Origin of the sequence: Catenibacterium sp. co_0103, assembly GCF_004168205.1 — a bacterium.
Taxonomy (GTDB): domain Bacteria; phylum Bacillota_I; class Bacilli_A; order Erysipelotrichales; family Coprobacillaceae; genus Catenibacterium; species Catenibacterium mitsuoka_A.
The window spans coordinates 1-19,196 of the sequence record NZ_RCYB01000003.1 but is presented as its reverse complement, the minus strand read 5'-3'; the positions used below and the strand labels follow the sequence as shown (position 1 = coordinate 19,196).

The following is a 19,196-nucleotide window of genomic DNA, read 5'->3' as shown; positions in this document are numbered from 1 at the left end:
TTTCTGGCCGGGAAGGCGGTGTCTCCCGGAGCTTGCGGAGGGAGACAGAAAGGTGGGGTGCCGCCGCCCCACCTTTCTCAAATTCGCGAAACGCAGACAGATAATTTGGTTTTTCCCGACTTGGCAGTCATGTATTTTCAGACGCTCGCGAACGGATGAATGCCCTACGCCTCGGCATGAGAACGCCACTCCGCGAACCGACAATCGTGTGATTCTCAAAATCGGTCGCGCCGTTTTCTGGATGGCGGCGAACCGGAATCTGCGAAGGGCAGTAATGCGAAGCGGCGTGTCTCAGAAAGTGATAATCAGAATTACTTGTCGAGGGCTTCAGCGAAGACGCAGCAGCGGTAACCCGCGCTCGACATGTCGCCCTCCTTGGGCGGGTCGTTGTGCTTGTAAAGCACAGCACGCCTTCCGGGCCAGTAGTCCGTACCGTCATCGTTCTTCTTGGCCCACAGCCATTCGGTCACCTTGCCGTATCGGAAATCTCCGATGAGCGGAGACGGAATCGTCTCGTCCTCGTCCTTCCCGAACGTGCGGTAGGTGATTTCGTATTTGTCGTAACCGGTCTTCGTGGAGACACGCTTCACGCCGACGATGGTGCAGTGAATCTTGGTCGCCATCGCCACGCGATAGGCTAGGTTGTTCTCATCCTCGGCATCGACGATTGCCCTTGCGCATAGACCTACTTCTACGGGTCTGGGTTGACGGCCCTTCTCGATGGCGGCGGTCATATAGGCCATCGGAAGAATCTCGCGATAGCGTTGGTCGGTCATCTTGTTCTTGCGCTCGTCCATATTGCGTCTCCCTTCGTCGCGGACGGCTGATATGGGAAACCGCCCACACGGGCGGCTCCATATTCCTACTTCAACTTCGCGACCAACTCGACGATTCCCTCGCGCTGTCGGCTACCGAGACCCTGCACGCGTCGGTTCTCCGCGATGCCGAGCTTGCGCATGATGTCATCGGCCTTCGCCTTGCCGATGCCGGGGATGCACATCAGGAACTCGTGGACGCGGATGCGCTTGGCGCGGTCATCTGCAAGGGCGTCGGCAAGGGAAATCTCCCCCGTCTTCACGAGTCCCTTGAACTCCGTGCGCTCGCGGCGAGCCTCTGCGGCACGCTCAAGCGCGGCCTTGCGCTGCTCGTCGGTCATCTCGGGCAGGTTGTTGTTCTCCATCTTGATACTCCTCACTCTCCGGCTAAGCCGGTCTGCTTGTTCTCAGATGCCGCCTTGCGCAATCGCCAGCGGCGGTTCGAGATGGACTTCATCGAGCGCTTGATGATTCGCGAAAGCTCTCTATCAGGAATCCTTTGGATGAGAACCAACTTATCCTCGTCTTCCGTCCACTTTCGCCGCTCGTACTTGAAGGCAGTCTGGGCGTAGTAACGCTTGTGCTCGGCGCGTTTGCGGTCATGCCGCTCCGATGCACTCAGGCTACCTCTCATCTATGCCGTCCACATCTTGACCTCGACCACGTTGGTGGCGCAGTTGAACATGCGGCGGTCCATCTTGCCGTCGGGCATCTGGTACGTGCCCATGTACGTCGCCCCATGAGTCGGGCCGTAGAGCTTCCCGCGTCCGCCCTGTTGGTTGAATATGGGCTTATCGGGCTTCGACATCCGTCTCCTCCTTCACCTCGACCGCGACGCCCTCCTCGGCGGGCACGAGCCACGTGCGCCACTTAGAGGTAAACTTGCCCGCCTCGCCGTAGGCCGCGCGGAAGTTGCAGACGACGCAGATGCGCCCATCGCCGCCACGCGCGACCCCGATGACCGTACCCAGACCGAACTTCTGGGAGAGGATTTTGCCCCCGATGCGATAGCGGTTCCCGTAGGCATCGCGGGGGAGCGCATGGATGTACTTGTATACCCCGGTTCGCTTTCCCATCGCGCACCGCCTACGCGAACTCGGCTTCGAGGAGGCGGTTGATGAGGACGGTCATATTCTCACCCGTCTCCACCTTGTGATATTGGAGCCTCGTGTGCATGGACTTCGGGATGCGGACATTGATGCACACCAGCTCATCGACCTCCGGCTGCGCGTGCTGGATGGAGGCCTGCTGGCGCTTGGACTTCTTCGCGGAGGCCATGAAGGCGTTACCGTTGTTAGACATACTTCTTCTCCTTCTCGTTGATGATGGAATCTGCCAGCTCCTCAAGAGCCGGGATGACGTGGCTGTGCGGGCTGTGCTCCGCGACCGACTTGCCCTCGGCTGCGGCCTGCGAGAGCGCGACCGCGCGGGGCACCTTCGCGATGACCGGAACCTGCTCTGACTCAAGGAACTCCACGAGCTGCTTGTCGAGCTTGCCGAACGCGTAGAAGTTGTTGACCACGAGACGTATCGTCGCGTCCGTACCGGAGTCCTTGGCGATTTGGTAGGTGCGCATGGTCGGCTCCACATCGCGCGTGCTCGGGAGCATGGGGATGAGGATGACATCGGCGGCGCGGCACCAATCGCCCATGCCGTCGTTCAGAACGCCAGCCGTATCGACAATCTGGTAATCGCAGGACTCGGCGTAGTCCGGGTCATCGCAGACCTCGTGGACGGAGCCGCCCTGCGGGTCGGTGGAGACGAACGCCACCGTGGAGCCTCGGCGCTCAAGCGCGAACGCCAGCTCGTCGGCGAGGGTGGTCTTGCCGACACCGCCCTTCTGGTTGAGGAACAGAATCGTGAACATATACATCAGTCCTTTCGTGTCTTGATTCATGAGTTGCTTAATCCGCGAGGCCGCTCTTGCGGTATTCCAAGCAAAGGGCGCGAACCGTCACGGCATAGATGGTGAGCAGCGCGGTGAACAGGAACGTGACCGCGAGCATGCCGGGTACGCTCAGGCCGATATAGCAGCCAAGAGCGAGGGCGATGATTGCCGCCATCAGCACGGCGGAGGCGACCGCGATGGTCAGCTCCGCTTCCCATAACATGGGCTTGCGGCCCTTGTGGTCGCGCTTCCGATGCAGCCCATTCGAGGCCATCGGCATCACTTCCCTTCCGAATCGTCGGGACCGCACCCGTCTGAGACTGCGGCCATGCGGCATAACGCATAGGAGAACAAAAGCATGAGCGCCACCGCGACCACGGCACCGAAAGCCCATTGCGGACCTCCCAGCGCCCATGCGAAGGCGGCTATGGCGATGAACTCCACGGTGAAGATGAGCGGGACCACGTAGCGCATGCCCCACATCGCGACCTTATCCGACCTTGCCATCCGGCACCTCCATCAATTTGAGAACGATGCTATGAGGAACATGACGGCCAGAAGCAACAGGAAGCCGATTTGCAGCACCCTCGCGCGGGTCATCTTCCTCCTCGCGAAGATATACATGGAATCGTGGGAGATGCTGGCGGCGGCGAGGATGACCGCCAGCATCAGGAAAACCCAGCCGACTGCGAACGGGACCGGCCTCATCTCGAACCCTAGAACGGGATGTCCTCGTCATAGAGGTCGAGTTCAGATTCGGGGGCAGGAGTCACGGAAGCGTCGCCGGTCTGCTCGCGCTTGCCGCCGCTGAACTCAAGTTGGTCCACGATGACGCTCAGCTCATGGCGCTTCTCATCGTCCTTGACCCACTGCGAGTAGCGCAGCTTGCCGTCGATGGTGACCTTGGTGCCCTTCAAGAGGTACTTGGACAGCTTCTCGGCGCGGGTGCCGAACAGGGAGCACTTGACGAACACGGGGGCATCGACGTACTCGCCCTCGGCGTTCTTGCGCTTCTCGTTGACAGCGACGGTGAACCCCGCGACCGCGAGGCCGCTGGCGGTGGCCCGCATCTCCACGTCGCGCGTCAGGTTGCCCTCGATGATGACTCGGTTGATTGCCATGCCTGAATCCAATCTACTCGGATATGACTACCTGCCTTTCGGCACTACTAATATAGCAAACTACAATGCCAGTATAATTGGAATGTAGTAACCTCCATATCTTCTACACGCGGCGAACCCGCCACATGCCAAGGAGGGGCCGCCGGTCATCCGGTGCCCCTCCCATGCCGCGCCTAGCGCTTTCCAAAGCTCGTGACCGAGAACCAGTCCCCCTTGCCGACGGTCTTGCGCACACGGTAATAAATCCCCTCTGCGCAAGTCTCCCTCGTTATGACGACATCGGAGGGCTTGACGTTCTTCCATCCGTACATCCCGCGAACCCACTTGTCGAGGAACGCCTTGGTGGGGTGGAACGAACGGAGAGAGAAATTGCGGTAGAAGTCGCGCCTCCTCCTCTCGCGCCTCTTGGCCTTCGCTCCATCCGCCTCACGGACATCATCGACGTACCAATCACCATCGACCTTGAAGAACACGCGCTCGCTGATGACGTTCCCCGGCTCGACCCAATCGAAGGACCCCTTCGGGGCGCGGCACTCGAACAGGATGCGCGAGTCCAGCCCCCGCAAGTTTGCAAATCGAGCGTCACCGCTCACCTCCTTCAACTCCGGGCGGCGGATGCCGACCGCGACGCGCTCGCGGCCACGGGAGAGGAAATGCACGCCCACGACATCGCTGTAACTCGAATTACACATCTCAAGGACCCAGCCGTCCTCGATGTAGCGATGCACGATGCCCGTGATGATGGCGTTCAGGTCGTTGCGCTTCATGGTGGGGTTCCTTCCCTCGCGGTTTGCGTTGCCTTAATTATAGCAACCTACAATACTACAAAAGTGGTAATACAGTATGCCACATAGACTCTCCATAAGAATAGGGGCACCCTCGCGGATGCCCCTATTGCCACCTAGTCGAAGACGAAGCGACCATCTTGGACGTGCATCTTCTCGCCATCGAACGTGTATCGCCAGATGCGCGGGTCCTTCTCCTCGGCCTCGTCCCAGTTCTCCATGAACATAAGGACGGAACCCGCCCCGATGACGGGGGCGCAGGCCTCGAAGACGGCGCGTCCCATGTCGTCCCTGTATGCACCGTACCCGCTGTCTTCAAAGCAGACACACTCCAAGCCCCCCTCGGTCTCATCCGCCGAGAACCCAAGCCATTCGAGGATGCCGCGCGGCCCCTCCTTCTCTGCATCGAACCAGAACTCGCCGGTCTGCGTCTCCTCGTCGTAATCCCCGGCAAGCGCCAGCTCGACGAACCTGCCGTAATCCTCGCGCTTGATGGAGAGGATGCCCTTCAACAGGACCGTCTTGTCCTCCCACTTAATCTTCCTCCACCAGTCGCACTTCGGCTCGAACATATCCGGTTCCTTTCTCTCGGTTGCCTGTGGCTTAATTATAGCAATGTGCCGTACTACCAATGTAGTAGACTATAATACTACACGCCCTCTCCACAAAGCCGCCCCCGCAGGGAACATGGGTCATAGGGGCTTGCCCCTATCCTTGCCCTCCCCCATCCGTCACCCATGCGAACCAACCGCCATCTCTGCAACATCGCCCTTCTTGTGACCGTCACCCCCTCCTCCTCTCTCCCTGCCTTCCCACCGTCTCGATTCGCGGCTCCGACCACGGCGCAGGGTTGAGAATCTGAGAGTATCGTAGTATAATAGTATGATATATAACTATGTGAAAGGAGGAACGGTCGCATGGACACGACTGGTATATTGAGACCCGACGAACTGCCGTTCGAGGTCCCATACGACCTCGAACTCGCGATAAACGAGTTGCTGGACGCTTGGGAGAGCGACGAGGTGATGAACCTCGACTGCTACCTCAACGAGGTGCAGGCATCGGCGCGGAGCGTCAGCGAGGAGAATGACGCATGGGTACGCTGGTACTACGTGCAGTACGGATGGAGGCATGGGCATGATTGATTTCACGGGTTGCAAGGTTCTCGTCAACAGCTACGAGGGTGCCGACTTCAAGAGGAAAATCATATACGATGGCGACGTGTACATGTTGAAGTTCGGACAGAAGCTCGAATCGGATGAGCACAAGCCGTTGCAAGCCAGCTACACCAGCACGCCGGTATCGGAGTACCTCGGCTCGCACATCTACGCCCTCGCCGGTCTGCCGACGCAACACACGGTGATGGGGACATACGACGGAAGGTCCGTCGTAGCCTGCCGCGACTTCATCGAGTCCCGCCCGGACGCGGAGAATGTGACTCTCGTGGAGTTCAAGAAACTTGAGAACTCGTTTCTGGGAAGCTCCACGGCAGGAGGCAGAACGCCAATACTCGGCAACCTCCTCGGCATCTTCTCGGAACACGATTCCCTCGAAGGCATAAGGGAGGCCGCAGAGGAGCGGTATTGGCAGATGTTCGCCGTCGATTCCCTCATCGGAAACTTCGACCGGCACGCCGGTAACTGGGGGTACATCCTCGACAAGGGCAGGAACGAGATAATCGACTTGGCACCCATCTACGATTGCGGTTCGAGCCTCTACCCGGCACTCAACGAGGCAGCAATGGCTGACTTCATCAAGGATAGGGACAGTCTTGTCAAGAGAGTGCTTGATTTTCCCCGTGCCGCTCTCCGCATCGGTAAGAACAAGGTCGCCTATCACGAGTTCCTGCTATCCGATGTAGGCGCGAAGGCACGTGCGGTGCTCGGAGGCATCATGCGTGAGCTGGATTTCGCCGCCATCCACCGCCTCATCGAGGATACCCCTTGCATCAGCGATGTGAGGCGCGAGTTCTACTCGCAGCTCATAGACGTGAGGAGGGAGGCAATCCTAGAACCGGCCTACGAGCTGTACAGGGAGGAGCGCCGCCACGAGAAGGCCATCGAGTCCCCCGTCTCCCTCAAGGAAGAGGCGAAAAACGCCAAGGAGGCGTCTAAGGCGATGGAGCAGACCGCGCCGCCCGCAGAACGCGAGCGCGACGGCAACCGTTGACAGCGAATGGATGGAAAAATCGAATACAGAGAAAAAACGACCCCGCAGAATCGAATCTGCGGGGTCTTGCGTGTCACCCATGTCCCAGATGACCTATATCTGATGATGCCTCCTAGAATCGGCTCTCAGCGTGTCTAGCTGGAAACGGGCAGTTCACGGCATCATACATCCGAAATCTCCCCATCATCGCCCTTGCCGAGCCGATGCGCGAGGGTCAGGCACGCGACCGAGGATGCGCCCAAGATGGCGATGGCCGGTGCGAGGCCGATGCCACCGGTCTTACCATAGCTACCCGCCTCCTTCTCATCGCCATCGGACTCGGCGGCGCAGATGGTCACCTGAGTGGTGTCGGCGAAGGCGGTTCCGGGATTGACGGCAACCGGTGACATGAGCAGGGCAACGGCCATATCCAAGGTCGGGTACGCGCCGATGGCGGACCAGCGCCACCGCTCCCCGTCCGGCACCCAGACCTCCAAGCTGTAAACGGTGTCCATGCCAGCCACCGCGACCGCCTACTCCCCAATCTCCTCGGCGATTTCACCGGCGATGCGCAGAAGCTCGCCACGGCAATAGTCCATCTTCCGGGCGTAGGACTGCATGATGACCGAAAGCTCGGCGTTCAAGACCGCAAGCTCGTCATAGCAATCCGCCAGTGCGCGGTGGGCATCCGTGCGCTCGATGCCGAGGATGCCGCGCAGGCTGTCCATGGAGCGTCCGGGCAGGTCGGGCCACAGCTCCCTCGCCGCCTCCAACGTGTCGATGACATAGGGGTAGATAAAGACACGACCGGATTTGGCGGCTGCGTTCGCCACGAACGGGATGTCGAACGAGACGATGTTGTGCCCAGCGAGCACCGCGTCATCCCCGATGAAGTCGAGGAACGCATCGAGCGCGTCGCCGATGGCGGGAGCGCCCTTGAGCATATCGTCGGTGATGCCGTTGACGCGCCCCGCCGCCTCGGGCATAGACCCCTCAATCGCCACGAGCGTCGAGAACGTGCCCTGCGGCAGGCCGTCCTTGACACCGATGGCGGCAATCTCGCAAATCTGGTCGCTATCGGGATGCAGCCCAGTTGTCTCAATGTCGAACACGACGTAATCGTATTTGGATTCCATCTTACTCTCCCTCTCGGTTGAAAAGGGGCCGCGCCACCTGCGGCACGGCCCCGCAAAAGGTCATCTCCGACTGTTAGTCGCGCACGACCTTCTCCAACATGACCATACCCGGCGCGTCCTCGTCACCGCTGACGGGCACGGCGCTGAGATGCACCGAACCCTCCTTCAACGCGGCAGTGAATCCCGCGACGGCGATGTCCTCGATTTCCCCGCGCAGGGCGAAGGCGGCATCCACCCAGCCCTCACCGCGCACCCACACCGGGAACGGAGTCGCCGAGACCATGAACATGCGCAGGTCCCCATCACCGGGCAGCTCGTCGGAGTCGGTCGTGCCACCGCCCTCCCGATGGAGCGGGCAACCCTCGCAATCATCGTCACGGAACAGCTCGCAGAACAGCTCCTTGATGATGTCGGGGGCACCATCATCATCGTCATCCTCGCAACGCGCCTCCTCCTCAGCCAAGGCCGCAGCAGCCGCACGGGCGTTCGCAGCCTCCTCGGCGAGCGTGGGGCGGTGGATGGCATCAGGTTCGCGCAAAGCGTCGTTCTTGACGGTCTCCATCAGCGCGACGGCCTCGGCAATCTCCACGGGGGAGGAACAGGCGGTGAGGTTCAGCAGGTCATGGCCGCATTCGCTAACACCGTCGTAGTAAGCCTGCTCGCACTCCTCCAACTTCCCCAACTGATACTCGTCAACATACCCATCTTCATCGCCATCGAGAAGCGATTCCCAATCACAGTGGTGGAAGTTCCCCGCCCAACGAAGGACGGCCTCATTCTTATCCATCCCGGGGAAGACATCGCCGCCGAAAGCCACCAACCTGCAAAGCATTATGAACTGCTGGTTCAAATCGAGCTGCGCCACGTCATCATCGCTGTACGGTGCGCGGTACTCGTGGTAGCCGTTGAAGACGTACTGCTCTATGCCGCCGTTGCAAATCTGGTAGTCCATATTGATGACGGAGCTGAGGGCGCTGACCTCGTGGAACTGGGTCGGCGTGAGCGCGGCCTTGTCGCAGGTGAGCAGTTTGTCAATCCAGTCGGTGCCCTCGTCGGTCTCCATGACGCGGCTATGCGACAGCTTGACCTTCTTGTCCAAACCCTCAAGCTCGATGCCCTTGTACTTCATGGTGGGGTTCCTTCCCTCGTGGTTGCCTGTGGCTTAATTATATCAACCAACCATGCCATAAATGTAGCAAACTACATTCCTACATATCCTCTCCATGAAAAAGGGCACCCTCCCGGATGCCCCTTTCTCCTATCCCAAATCGTGTCTTTGAAGAATCTCCGTGAAGGTGTCTTGGTCCATGTCATCGACGGTATCGAAGCCAAGGTCGTGAATCTCCTCGACGATTCCTTCGATGTCCCATTCGGATGGGTCGAAGTTCACAGAGACGTAATCAACGACCTCCTGCTCGATTCGCTGCCTACTCATACACAAAACCTTCCTCTCTCGGTCTTACCGTGCCTTAATTATATCAACCTATCACGCTATCAATGTAGTAACCTACCACCCTACACGCCCTCTCCACAAAACCGCCCCCGCAGGGAACATGGTCATAGGGGCTTGCCCCTATCCTTGCCCTTCCTCTCGTCACCCATGCGAACCAACCGCCTTCTCAACAACGCCATCATCCCCCCATCCTCCTCTCTCCTTACCTTTCCTGCCATCCGACCATGAGAAAAGGGGCCGCGCCGAAGCGCGACCCCTTCCGTGCCATCTCACGTCAGAACAAGTCTGGTCTTTTCTAAGCCGTATCCATTCGAAGCGTCGTCTGTCCTCTCCATCGCATTGCCGGTCTTACCCGAAGTGCCGTATCGGTGGAATCGGAAGATTGGCGGCTAATCGGCTGCGTAGCGCTTCGGGTCGTATACCTTTAGGTCATCGCCGCTCATGCCGATTTCCTCTCCGTAGACTTCGTGATGCACCGATTATACAGCCCCGACTGCGACTTCCATCAACGCGTCGATGTAGCCTCGCACGCGGTCGGCAATCTGCGCGGGGCACTTGATGTATACCATGCCGTCATCAGTCCGCCCCTCCTTGTCCGTAGGCGCTGGCAAAGCGTCCGCAGGAGCATCCGCATCGAACAGGGCGTCTTGCGACGGTTCGGGCGCTTTCTCGGTCTTGACGGCGAGGGAGTCGTAGAACTCGATGACGGACTCGTTTGCGTAGAGGCGTTGACGCTCTATCTTCGGCCACACGGTGAGGCCGTCGAAGGTGGTGCAGCGGGACAGGGCGACGTAGAGCATGCCCGCGCCGAACACCTTGGAGTGGACGGCGCAGCGCTCGAAGGTCTGGCCCTGTGACTTGTGGATGGTGATGGCAAACGCGAGGCGCAGGGGAATCTGCGTAAACGCGCCCACCGTGTCGGTTACTAGCTCCTGCGCGGGGTTGCCGTCATCGCCGATGAAGTCGCGCACGGAGGATTTCAGCACTTTCCACTCCTTCTCGGTCACCTCGACGGGGTACTCGCAGTCATCGAACTCGACTACCACGCTATCCGCCCCGACTTCCGAGATGGTCCCCAGCGAGCCGTTCGCAAGACCGTGGTCGGGCATGTTCGCCAGCAGCATCACGCGTGCGCCCTCCACGAGGCGCAGCTTATCGTCGGTTGGCTTGTCCGAGGGCTTCACATCTCCGTAGGAGTACGCCGTGTACGTCCGCGCCCTTGCGCCCAAGCGCTCCAACTCCCCCACGCGCTCGTCGTTGATGGTGGATGCCATGCGGTTCGTGGCGCACAGCCACAGGTCATCCTCCGGTGCCCGCTTGCGGTCGGAGATGGAGCGCTCGTTGAAGTAGGCGATGCAGTCCCTATCGCCGATGCGGGCGCGGTTGAGCTGACCGATGAACTCCGGGTCGCTCTGGCGCACCACCTCGGTGAGGACATGCGGCTCGAAGCCCATGCCCTTCCATAGCGGGGACTTGAAGGCGTAGCCGTCATCGTTGCCCGGCCACAGCTGCATCAGCACCTTGCGGTCATCATCGGTCACGACCGGCGGGAGCTGGAAGAAGTCGCCCACGAGCACGACCTGCTTCCTGCCCGAGACGCGCTTGGCTGCGAGCACCATGTTCATGACGCGCTCGAACAGGTCGATGCGGCACATGGATACCTCGTCGATGATGATGACCTCGGCCTTGTTGAGCACCTTGCGCGTGAGCGTCTTCTTGTTCTCGTCGTGCGGGTCGAGCACGCCGAAACCCACCTGCAAGGTGCGGTGGATGGTCGTGCCGTTATGCAAGTTCTGCGCGGCTATCCCCGTCGGGGCCATGGCGAGGTAGGGAACCTCGCGCTCCTCAAGCTCCTCGATGAATGCGTTGAGCACATAGCTCTTGCCCGTACCGGCGTTACCCGATAGGAACACGTTGCGGCCAGACAACAGGGCGTCCATGGCCTCCGCCTGACCGGGCGTGAACGTGCGCTCTTCCTCTTCCATGCGACCCCTTCCAAGTCGAGATGATGCTATATGGATATGATTATATCAGACTATAAAGCAACAATGATGCGAAACCACAATACCATGAGATGCGCACATGGCGTCTCAAGCGTCACGGCCACCAACCTCATGGACGGTTCCCCCAAGCTCGCCGCGAGAGCCATTCACGATTGTCGGCGCAACCCACTTGATTTCGAGACCGGTGGGGTTCTCTCTCGGGCCGGTCCAGTACCCGTGCCAATGGCCGCGCCTGACATGGGATGCCACATGCCGTCCTGTATTGCCGCCATCCTGACCCTTCGCGTCATGCTCATAGACGCGGCGCACCTCCGCGAGCTGTGGGGCGATGCGGAAACCGACGTCATGGACGGTGCAATCGGTCTGACGGCTCTTCCGGGACAGGTTCTTCTGGGGAACGTAGACCGTGCGCACATCGGCCTCCTTGGAGGAGATATAGAGAAGAGACCCCAAGATATGCTCAAGAAGATAGCTGTGCGAATGAGCCGTCATCAACAGCTCCTCATCGGTAATCTCACAAGCATATGACATGGACTCATTCGCTTTACGAACAACATTCAGCTCCTCGGAATACCATCTTTCAAGCGAAGTCCCCTCATCTATCGGAAGCTCGATTGTATCGAGCCACATCCGCATCCCGCGTCGAACCTCCGCCACGTCCGAACCATAATCGTCCGTGTGCCTCATCTCGCAATGATGGGTCAAGCTATCGACGAAGAGAGTTCGCCCCTCAACCCAGCAAAAACATCCCTCGTAGTAACGCGTCACATAACAACTCGCCTCACCCCAGATGTCAGCTATATCATCGGTTAGCAGCTGTTCATACTCATCTACCCATCTTCTCTCTATGAAGATACAGCCATATGGCAGTCGCAGCAGCGCATCCACCGGCACCTCGTCCGCCTCATCAATGCGAAGCTCATCCCAAAGCTCCTTGCCGATTCTATAAACCTGTTTGCTGTCATCCCAAGAAGACAGCAACATGCTCTCCACTTCATCCAAGTCGGCACGCCGCCTCGCCTTGTCGGCCCACACCTGCGCGGGCACCTTGCTCGCCGGTATCTTCATGTCGGTCTCCTCTCGAACCGTGAATCCTATTTGCCCTCATTATCCATCGCGTGAGCCGTCGAGACATGGCGCAGCCGTGAATCGACGGGGAGGGCGATGCCTCTGGGGAGTCCGAGGGGATGAAGTTCCCTCGTCATTCCCGACATGGGCATGTCCAATCACCCCAAGGCTCGTCAAGGTCATCTGATGATGCGAAGGTCTCGGCAATGCGGTCATGGTACGTGGCGTGGGCGAGTCCGTATATCCGACCCAGTGCATCGCCGTCCCATGTGCGCGTGATGCGCTCGGCAACCTCCTCCTCGCAAACCCCCGTGATTGCCGCCATATCGGCGAGGGTGCATCCGGTGGCGAGGAAGGCCACGGTCATGCCTACCGATTCCGCCCGCCTCACGTAGAGCGCACCTAGGTCATCCGCCCCATCCTCCATGGGGATGCCGTGCAGACGCATCACATCCGAGAACACGGACGCGGCGTGTCCGCGCCGTCCGGCATCATCAGGAAGGCTCCCGCCGTATCGCTTGAGGAAAGACCGCAGTCTGCGGGGCGTGAGGGGCTTCTTATACCAAGGCTCCTCGCAGCCGCCCATGAGCAGCGAGGCCTCGTCCCAGAAGGGGCTTTCCACCCCGGCTTGCAGGGCGAGCCGTTCGACCGTGAGGTAACAGGCGGCAGTCCCCAGACCGCCTTCGCGCATATCCGGCATATCCCCTCCCCGACCTCTTATCTAGGTGCTATCACATCAGACCACAACACCATCAGGATAGATTAGTATCTATCTATATGAGCCACATGCCAAAGGGCACCCTCTCGGGTGCCCCACGGTGTCACCATCCCCGGTTCTCCCGTTCGGCCCTGCGGCGCTCGCGCTCGGCGTGACGGCGGGCGAACTCCGCTTGGATGCGGCGGTCTCGAAGCATACCGGCGATGTAGAGCGAGACGGTCGCGATGACGATGCAGGCGATTCCCAAGCAGAACTCGACCACCGTGCCGTCGCAATATCCGTAGACGCGTGCGCAGACAACGGCATCCTCGCAGAGGAACACACCGCTCCCGCCGAAACAGAGACCCGCGACCGTGTACTTCTCGGTCTTGTCCATCTTCCCCATGTCCCCATCCCTTCCTCATTGGCTTGTGTTAATAGTATTGTAGCAAACCACAATACTACATAGGTAGTAAAACAGGTATCCACATATCCATCATAAAGAAGGGCACCCACTCGGATGCCCTCGCTTGGGTATATGCCCTGCCCTCACCATCGCGCGATATATACGTCTCGGTATTTGAAGAGGCCTTCCCGCCAAACCTCCTCGCCAATCTCAAACCCCCGCCCGCGCATGACCTCCAACGCTCCCCGCTTGGCATCGTCAAGACCGCCGACGAAGAGGACCGCATCGAGTCTGCCTTCATTGACGGCCTTCTCGATGTTCTTCTCGCAGCGCTCGACCATCTCCCGCCGCCTACGGGCCTCGATGTCCTCCTCGTTCTCCTTCGCCAAGATTCTCGCCGTCCTCGCATCGAGCATAGGTGTTCCCCTCTCTTCCAGTCCCACACGGGGAAGGGGCACCGCCGAGGTGCCCCCTGATGTTTCCATATCCGGCTACTCGTTGAAACGGCAACGGGAATCTAACCAATCCGACACCTCATGGAAGGCGTCTGCATCCACGTCCCACGGCATGACCACCCAAATCTCGGTGAAGGGGTCGTTAGCCTTCCACTGGTCCACATCCTCCGCGAACACCACATGGAGGTCTGGCCGCTCGGCTCCCAACTCCTCCGCACGTCCGCGAGCCAGCTCGACAAGCTCCGGATAGCCCATACCGAGGTCCGCTGCGTAGCTCTCGTCATACATGGCGGAGAGCTGGACGCAGTACCGCCCATTCCACTCGACAAGGTAGCACTCCACCCCGTAGCCGTCCGACCACAACTCGTCCAGCACGCGCCTGAGTTGCACGGGAAGGTCTTCCAAGGCGGCGTTGAGGTCACCGGTCGCGTTCGACCAGTAGCGGTGCCCCTTCGGGTACTCGCCCTTCTCCAACGTGTGCAGCATGTCATTTCCTCTCTTCTCGGTTGCCTGTGCCTTAATTATATCAACCTACCATGCTATCAATGTAGTAAACTACATTCCTACACGCCCTCTCCACAAAGCCGCCCCCGCAGAGAACATGGGTCATAGGGGCTTGCCCCTATCCCTGCCCTCCCCCATCCGTCACCCATGCGAACCGCATCACCGCGCCTACTGCACCGCCCTTGCCATAGCCGTCACCCTCCCTCCTCTCTCCCTGCCTTCTCATCATCCCGGCATGAAAAGACCCTCCCGTGGCATCGAGCCGCCGAGAGGGTCTTTTCCTAGCCTTTATCGGGTAATCAGTAGAGCATCGCCGTGAAGGGCAGCATCGCGATGTAGCCGATGACCGACAGCGCGATTCGGATGCCGAGGCCGATGAGCGCGAACTTGGTGCAATCCGAGCGGTACGGCGCGTCGATGTTGCACAGGGATGCCAAGATGGCGCATCCCGCGCCGCCGAGCAGACCGGCGAACAGGTAGCCCGCCTTCTGGGCACCGGTCAGTCCCGTCTTCCGCGTCACGAGCACTTGGTCGTTCTGGTTCTCCATCATGTGACTCCAATCAGACAAGGGGACCGAGGGCATCAAACATCCCCCGGTCCCCACATGCAACCACCGTCAAGAAAGGAGACGGCCCGACCATCGTAGCACATTCAGCCGCGATACACGGCCTTGTTCTCCCCGTACCATCGGCGGGCATCCTCGACGGTGCCCTCGCCGAAGTGGCCCACGACCTCGACACCCTCGTACAGGCAGTCGGCGAAGAACGGGTGGCACTCATCGCAGAAGCCGCGAAGCCCGCGCTCGACCCACGACGGGTTGCAGGCGTTCACCCACAGGCCCTCCTCACCCTCGATTGACACGAGGTAGTCGCGACCGCCCCCCTCGTACTCGATGATGTCCCCGGCACTGTACATGTCCCTCAAACCCATGGATTGAACTCCTCTCCCGACGGGCACCTGCCTGTAAACGGCAGATACCGTATATAAAACAACATTGCTAGTATACCACTATACTACAATGATAACAAGGCAACCACCTCTGTCGGTTTTCCACGCTTTCAATGGCCGAAGGGTTCCCAACCCGACCCGCAGGCTGTTGGAAGGGTGGGAAACCGACTCTGGCATATAATGGAGGCTCATGTCGGCGAATAGACGGAAAGGACTGAACATGCCAACGGTATCTGAAATCGACGGGAAGCTCGATGAGTTGAAACGGCAGGCCGCAGCGCTCAAGGAGCAGCGGAAGGTAGCCGCCGCCAAGGAGCGCGAGCAGGCGAGGAAGTGGAAAGCCGCGACCCTCGCGGCTATCGGCGAAACCGTGCTCAAGACCCTCGGCGCGGATTGGACCGCCATCGACCTCGAAGGGCTGCAAGGCTGGCTCGCCGACAACGCCGAGGACATCCGGCTCATGGCGGTTACCGACACGCGCACGCCCATGGAGGCGAAGGAGGTGCTTGACGCATTCAAGCGCTCCTCGAAGCCGAAGCGCACAGGGAAACCAGATGCGGTCGAGGATGTGACCGAGATGCCGGAAACCATCGACATGGCCGAGGATGAGAAGCAGGCGGACTGGTAGGCCGCAAAAGGGAAAAACCCGCAGCGGATGGCAGATGCCTCCCCCTGCGGGTCTCCCGTCTCTGCTGCAACTCATCAAGCAGAAAGGACTGACTCGATGATACGACACCTCGGCGCTTTCGGCACCCACATTTCACATTCCCGACCGATTTGGCACTCGGCTACCCCTCGCGCGTGTCCCTATAAATAATTAAATGGGTGTGTGAAGGATACGTGGAGAGCGATATGTCATATTGCAAGTATTGTAGGAGACTATCTTACTACAAACATGGTGAATATATGGAGCCGCCATACAGCGTGCATCCCATCGCCGAATGGTGTATCATCTGCATCAAGGTTTGTAGCGGAACCGGACAACTTAGTTTTCTCTGCTCATCTTTGAGTGGGAAATAGATAGAAATCCCCCCATGGCATCCGCTACTGCCATGGGGGGATTTGTTCTTTGGAGGCAAATGAAATGAAAGCCCTCTCCATCTGCGAGCGCTACGCGGCGACCTTCGACTCGAATGATAAATACGGTCTGCTCCTTCACTGCGCAGCTGACTCCACCGCCGAATGCGTCTCGACGATAACCAAAGTAGTCTCCCATCTCGGGTCCTCCATCGTTCAAGCAGATTCCCTTACCATCTGCAAGAACTTGCAGATGCCTTCCGGTAAATCGTCTCGCGAATACAAACGGCTCCTATCCTGCGACCTGCTCATCATCGAGCGCTTGGATGCGCTGCTCGACAGCAGTTCCGATGTCTACATGGTGGAACACATCTACGCCGTCATCGACGGTCGTTACAAGTCCGGCAAGCCCATGGTCGTCACCATCGACCACGACCCGATGAGCCTTCGCGACGCTCTCCAAGAACAGCAACAGCGCATCCTCGACCGCATTTTGGAGCGCTGCTATCCCATCGCCTAGAAAGCGAATCTGAAATAGGAGGACACCGACATGCAACATCAGTTTGACATCGAAATCGCCGAGGCATATGGCCTGAACGAGGCCATCATCCTCAACAACATACGTTTCTGGGTGATTCACAACGAGGCCAACGGCACGAACTTCCATGACGGTCGCTACTGGACGTACAACAGCATGAAGGCCTTCGAGAAACTGTTCCCCTACATGAAGCCATTCGCAATTCGCACGGCCTTGAAGACGCTTGAGGAGAACGGCCTTATCATCACCGGTAACTACAACAAAAGCTCATATGACAGAACCAAGTGGTACGCGCTTTCAGACAAAGCCAAACTCATGTTTTCCCAGCTCAACTCCATTTGTGAAAAACCTCAAATGGAGAGTAAAGAAAACCTCAACTCGATTTGTCAGATTCCTCAACTCGATTTGTCATCCGCATCAAATCGAAATGTTGAAAACGACGAACCTATACCAGATGGAAAACCAGATGGTAAAACCATTGCTGAAACATCAGATGTCAAACCAGATGTGAAACGCGCCTACGGCGAGTACGTGAACGTGAAATTGACTGACGCCGACCTCTCAAAACTCAAGGCGGACTTTCCCGCAGACTGGCAAGAGCGCATCGAACGTCTCAGCACCTACATGGCGAGTACCGGAAAGACCTACAAGAACCATCTCGCCACCATCCGCAACTGGGCGCGTCGCGACGCCGAGCGCGTGAGCGCGGGCAAGACATCCCCTCGGGCGGCGCAATCCTCTTCTTCTACACCGCGCAAGAAGATGACACCGGAGGAGATTATGGAGAAGCACAACGTCGATTACCTGACGGCTCAGGAAATGCTCTTTGACGGTGCGTACTAATCCATCCAGACGGCAACGAGACCGCATATAAGGCGTTTTGACGCCAACACGCGAGTTCGGATAGCAAATAAGACGCTAAACCGCCCGCAAATCGCCTCTCATTGACGTGTGACGTGAAAGGATGTGAGACTGATGGAAAAACTGAGCGAGATGATGGGGCAGATGCCGACCCCCGAGCCTTGCGTTGAAAAATCCGATGGCGATTACCTCGATGAAAAAGGCATCCTCATCTGCGGGAAGTGCGGAATGCCCAAACAGAAGAAATACCCTCGTCCAGACATCGCGGGCGGCGGGTTCGGCCTCGCATCCGTCCCCTGCGAGTGCATGAAGCGAGAGGAGGAGGAGCGCATCGCCCAAATACGGGTGATGCAGCGCAACGCGATATTGGACGCGCGTCGCGACGCGTGTTTCCACACCAGCGGCTTCTACCGCAACTGCACTTTCGAACGCGATGACGGCAAGACCCCGAAGACCTCATCAATATGCGAACGATACGCCGCGACGTTCAATCCAAGCGACCCATACGGACTTCTCCTGCTTGGGGACGTGGGCACGGGAAAGTCGTTCATGTCCTCGGCGATAGCGAATCGCGTCATCGACCTCGGGTTCACCGCCTTCCAGACGGATGTCCGATACATCGTGAACCTCATGGAGTCCTCGTTCGAGAAAAGGCAACAGAACCTCGAACGCATCCTCTCCTACGACCTTCTGCTCATCGAGGACTTGGGTGCGCAGAGAAACACGAGTTACATGATGGAACATGTCTACGCCATCATCGACGGTCGTTACAAGTCCGGCAAACCGATGGTCATCACGACCAATCTCGACCCAGCTCGATTCAACGATTCCAGCGACGAATCTTGGAACCGCATCTTCGACCGCATCTTGGAGCGCTGCTATCCCATCGAGTTCACCGGCGATAACCGCCGTGCTGGAAAGAAGGCCGACATGCGAAAGGCGATGCGACAGCGACTCGGTTTGTGATATACTTCTTATCGTCCTCCGTGAATGGCACTTCGTATCTTAATCGCAGTCATCCATTCCGCAACCCGCCCAAGATTCCTTCCATCTCGGGACAAAGAGACCCCCGGTGCCTTCTCCACACCGGGGGTCTCTTTCTAATTCAGTCATATTGATAGTCCGATTGCATACGACAATGCCATGAATGTGGTCTTATGGGGGTCTCTCGCATCCCAAGGCCTTTCCTCAAATGTAGTAATCCGGTAGTAAAACCGACCCCTTGACCCGCCGCGATGCCCGTGAATTGGGCGTTCTCGGCGATTATGCGTTGATTTATATGATAATTCATTTCTGATTGACTCCAGAGTATTCGTTAAATCAAGAAAAGGAATTAATTTTAGTTCTGATTT

At 58.6% G+C, this 19,196-nt stretch carries 31 protein-coding genes; 6 read left to right on the top strand and 25 right to left on the bottom strand.

Annotation, left to right across the window (positions count from 1 at the left end; genetic code table 11):
- Window positions 1–311 precede the first annotated feature (311 nt).
- The 13 genes from EAI80_RS01050 to EAI80_RS00995 all read right to left on the bottom strand — a co-directional run bounded on the left by EAI80_RS01050 (window position 312) and on the right by EAI80_RS00995 (window position 5,181).
- Window positions 312–797, bottom strand: a complete 486-nt coding sequence (locus EAI80_RS01050; protein WP_129980607.1) for a hypothetical protein — start codon at window positions 795–797, stop codon at window positions 312–314.
- Between the two features lie 65 nt (window positions 798–862).
- Window positions 863–1,180: an integration host factor, actinobacterial type gene (mihF, locus tag EAI80_RS01045; protein ID WP_129980606.1), complete on the bottom strand. Its 318-nt coding sequence runs from the start codon at window positions 1,178–1,180 to the stop codon at window positions 863–865.
- A gap of 11 nt (window positions 1,181–1,191) precedes the next feature.
- Complete coding sequence (locus EAI80_RS01040; protein ID WP_129980605.1) at window positions 1,192–1,449, bottom strand: hypothetical protein; 258 nt, start codon at window positions 1,447–1,449, stop codon at window positions 1,192–1,194.
- On the bottom strand, window positions 1,450–1,623 hold the full coding sequence (locus EAI80_RS13275; RefSeq protein WP_161220253.1) for a hypothetical protein: 174 nt from the start codon (window positions 1,621–1,623) through the stop codon (window positions 1,450–1,452).
- Window positions 1,607–1,891, bottom strand: a complete 285-nt coding sequence (locus tag EAI80_RS01035) for a hypothetical protein (RefSeq protein ID WP_129980604.1) — start codon at window positions 1,889–1,891, stop codon at window positions 1,607–1,609. The genes EAI80_RS13275 and EAI80_RS01035 overlap by 17 nt, the downstream gene beginning before the upstream one ends.
- A 10-nt stretch (window positions 1,892–1,901) precedes the next feature.
- Window positions 1,902–2,117, bottom strand: a complete 216-nt coding sequence (locus EAI80_RS01030) for a hypothetical protein (protein WP_036745257.1) — start codon at window positions 2,115–2,117, stop codon at window positions 1,902–1,904.
- Window positions 2,110–2,682 (bottom strand): P-loop NTPase, encoded by a 573-nt coding sequence (locus EAI80_RS01025; protein WP_193760851.1) that lies wholly within the window; start codon window positions 2,680–2,682, stop codon window positions 2,110–2,112. Before EAI80_RS01025 ends, EAI80_RS01030 begins: the two co-directional genes overlap by 8 nt.
- 37 nt (window positions 2,683–2,719) lie before the next feature.
- Window positions 2,720–2,977 carry a hypothetical protein gene (locus tag EAI80_RS01020; RefSeq protein ID WP_129980603.1) on the bottom strand — a complete coding sequence of 86 codons (258 nt, stop codon included), beginning with the start codon at window positions 2,975–2,977 and terminating at the stop codon, window positions 2,720–2,722.
- Between the two features lie 5 nt (window positions 2,978–2,982).
- Complete coding sequence (locus EAI80_RS01015) at window positions 2,983–3,210, bottom strand: hypothetical protein (RefSeq protein WP_129980602.1); 228 nt, start codon at window positions 3,208–3,210, stop codon at window positions 2,983–2,985.
- 12 nt (window positions 3,211–3,222) lie between these two features.
- On the bottom strand, window positions 3,223–3,411 hold the full coding sequence (locus tag EAI80_RS01010; RefSeq protein ID WP_129980601.1) for a hypothetical protein: 189 nt from the start codon (window positions 3,409–3,411) through the stop codon (window positions 3,223–3,225).
- Between the two features lie 8 nt (window positions 3,412–3,419).
- Complete coding sequence (ssb, locus tag EAI80_RS01005; RefSeq protein WP_129980600.1) at window positions 3,420–3,824, bottom strand: single-stranded DNA-binding protein; 405 nt, start codon at window positions 3,822–3,824, stop codon at window positions 3,420–3,422.
- A gap of 173 nt (window positions 3,825–3,997) precedes the next feature.
- The gene (locus EAI80_RS01000) at window positions 3,998–4,591 is read right to left on the bottom strand and encodes a hypothetical protein (protein WP_129980599.1); all 594 of its coding nucleotides are present in this window, start codon (window positions 4,589–4,591) and stop codon (window positions 3,998–4,000) included.
- 134 nt (window positions 4,592–4,725) lie between these two features.
- A complete protein-coding gene (locus EAI80_RS00995; RefSeq protein WP_129980598.1) occupies window positions 4,726–5,181 on the bottom strand; it encodes a hypothetical protein in 456 nt (151 codons plus the stop codon).
- Between the two features lie 345 nt (window positions 5,182–5,526).
- Between EAI80_RS00995 and EAI80_RS00990 the strand changes: the two genes are divergently transcribed.
- Together EAI80_RS00990 and EAI80_RS00985 are read left to right on the top strand one after the other, a co-directional pair.
- The gene (locus tag EAI80_RS00990) at window positions 5,527–5,754 is read left to right on the top strand and encodes a hypothetical protein (RefSeq protein ID WP_129980597.1); all 228 of its coding nucleotides are present in this window, start codon (window positions 5,527–5,529) and stop codon (window positions 5,752–5,754) included.
- Window positions 5,747–6,778: a HipA domain-containing protein gene (locus EAI80_RS00985; protein ID WP_161220252.1), complete on the top strand. Its 1,032-nt coding sequence runs from the start codon at window positions 5,747–5,749 to the stop codon at window positions 6,776–6,778. Before EAI80_RS00990 ends, EAI80_RS00985 begins: the two co-directional genes overlap by 8 nt.
- Window positions 6,779–6,939: 161 nt before the next feature.
- On the opposite strand, the gene EAI80_RS00980 is transcribed toward EAI80_RS00985, so the two are convergent.
- The 12 genes from EAI80_RS00980 to EAI80_RS00930 all read right to left on the bottom strand — a co-directional run bounded on the left by EAI80_RS00980 (window position 6,940) and on the right by EAI80_RS00930 (window position 15,410).
- Window positions 6,940–7,272 (bottom strand): hypothetical protein, encoded by a 333-nt coding sequence (locus tag EAI80_RS00980; protein ID WP_129980595.1) that lies wholly within the window; start codon window positions 7,270–7,272, stop codon window positions 6,940–6,942.
- 18 nt (window positions 7,273–7,290) lie between these two features.
- Window positions 7,291–7,893: a 3'-5' exonuclease gene (locus EAI80_RS00975; RefSeq protein WP_129980594.1), complete on the bottom strand. Its 603-nt coding sequence runs from the start codon at window positions 7,891–7,893 to the stop codon at window positions 7,291–7,293.
- Window positions 7,894–7,966: 73 nt separating this feature from the next.
- Window positions 7,967–9,022 carry a hypothetical protein gene (locus EAI80_RS00970; RefSeq protein ID WP_129980593.1) on the bottom strand — a complete coding sequence of 352 codons (1,056 nt, stop codon included), beginning with the start codon at window positions 9,020–9,022 and terminating at the stop codon, window positions 7,967–7,969.
- A 129-nt stretch (window positions 9,023–9,151) separates the two neighbouring features.
- A complete protein-coding gene (locus EAI80_RS13270) occupies window positions 9,152–9,328 on the bottom strand; it encodes a hypothetical protein (RefSeq protein WP_153903714.1) in 177 nt (58 codons plus the stop codon).
- Between the two features lie 497 nt (window positions 9,329–9,825).
- On the bottom strand, window positions 9,826–11,331 hold the full coding sequence (locus EAI80_RS00965; RefSeq protein WP_129980592.1) for a DEAD/DEAH box helicase: 1,506 nt from the start codon (window positions 11,329–11,331) through the stop codon (window positions 9,826–9,828).
- Window positions 11,332–11,436: 105 nt separating this feature from the next.
- The gene (locus EAI80_RS00960) at window positions 11,437–12,417 is read right to left on the bottom strand and encodes a hypothetical protein (protein WP_129980591.1); all 981 of its coding nucleotides are present in this window, start codon (window positions 12,415–12,417) and stop codon (window positions 11,437–11,439) included.
- Between the two features lie 133 nt (window positions 12,418–12,550).
- Window positions 12,551–13,117, bottom strand: coding sequence for a hypothetical protein (locus EAI80_RS00955; protein ID WP_129980590.1), 567 nt, complete (start codon window positions 13,115–13,117; stop codon window positions 12,551–12,553).
- A 121-nt stretch (window positions 13,118–13,238) separates the two neighbouring features.
- Window positions 13,239–13,520, bottom strand: coding sequence for a hypothetical protein (locus EAI80_RS00950; protein WP_129980589.1), 282 nt, complete (start codon window positions 13,518–13,520; stop codon window positions 13,239–13,241).
- A 143-nt stretch (window positions 13,521–13,663) separates the two neighbouring features.
- The gene (locus EAI80_RS00945) at window positions 13,664–13,936 is read right to left on the bottom strand and encodes a hypothetical protein (RefSeq protein ID WP_129980588.1); all 273 of its coding nucleotides are present in this window, start codon (window positions 13,934–13,936) and stop codon (window positions 13,664–13,666) included.
- Window positions 13,937–14,011: 75 nt separating this feature from the next.
- Window positions 14,012–14,461 carry a hypothetical protein gene (locus EAI80_RS00940; RefSeq protein WP_129980587.1) on the bottom strand — a complete coding sequence of 150 codons (450 nt, stop codon included), beginning with the start codon at window positions 14,459–14,461 and terminating at the stop codon, window positions 14,012–14,014.
- Window positions 14,462–14,778: 317 nt separating this feature from the next.
- Window positions 14,779–15,027 (bottom strand): hypothetical protein, encoded by a 249-nt coding sequence (locus tag EAI80_RS00935; RefSeq protein WP_129980586.1) that lies wholly within the window; start codon window positions 15,025–15,027, stop codon window positions 14,779–14,781.
- A 104-nt stretch (window positions 15,028–15,131) separates the two neighbouring features.
- The gene (locus EAI80_RS00930; protein ID WP_129980585.1) at window positions 15,132–15,410 is read right to left on the bottom strand and encodes a hypothetical protein; all 279 of its coding nucleotides are present in this window, start codon (window positions 15,408–15,410) and stop codon (window positions 15,132–15,134) included.
- Between the two features lie 238 nt (window positions 15,411–15,648).
- On the opposite strand from EAI80_RS00930, the gene EAI80_RS00925 reads away from it, so the two are divergent.
- From EAI80_RS00925 to EAI80_RS00910, 4 genes are all read left to right on the top strand, one after another.
- Window positions 15,649–16,056, top strand: a complete 408-nt coding sequence (locus tag EAI80_RS00925) for a hypothetical protein (RefSeq protein WP_161220251.1) — start codon at window positions 15,649–15,651, stop codon at window positions 16,054–16,056.
- A 441-nt stretch (window positions 16,057–16,497) separates the two neighbouring features.
- Window positions 16,498–16,965 carry a hypothetical protein gene (locus tag EAI80_RS00920; protein ID WP_129980583.1) on the top strand — a complete coding sequence of 156 codons (468 nt, stop codon included), beginning with the start codon at window positions 16,498–16,500 and terminating at the stop codon, window positions 16,963–16,965.
- Between the two features lie 30 nt (window positions 16,966–16,995).
- Window positions 16,996–17,826, top strand: a complete 831-nt coding sequence (locus tag EAI80_RS00915) for a hypothetical protein (protein ID WP_129980582.1) — start codon at window positions 16,996–16,998, stop codon at window positions 17,824–17,826.
- Window positions 17,827–17,958: 132 nt separating this feature from the next.
- A complete protein-coding gene (locus EAI80_RS00910) occupies window positions 17,959–18,810 on the top strand; it encodes an ATP-binding protein (RefSeq protein ID WP_129980581.1) in 852 nt (283 codons plus the stop codon).
- Window positions 18,811–19,196: the final 386 nt, after the last annotated feature.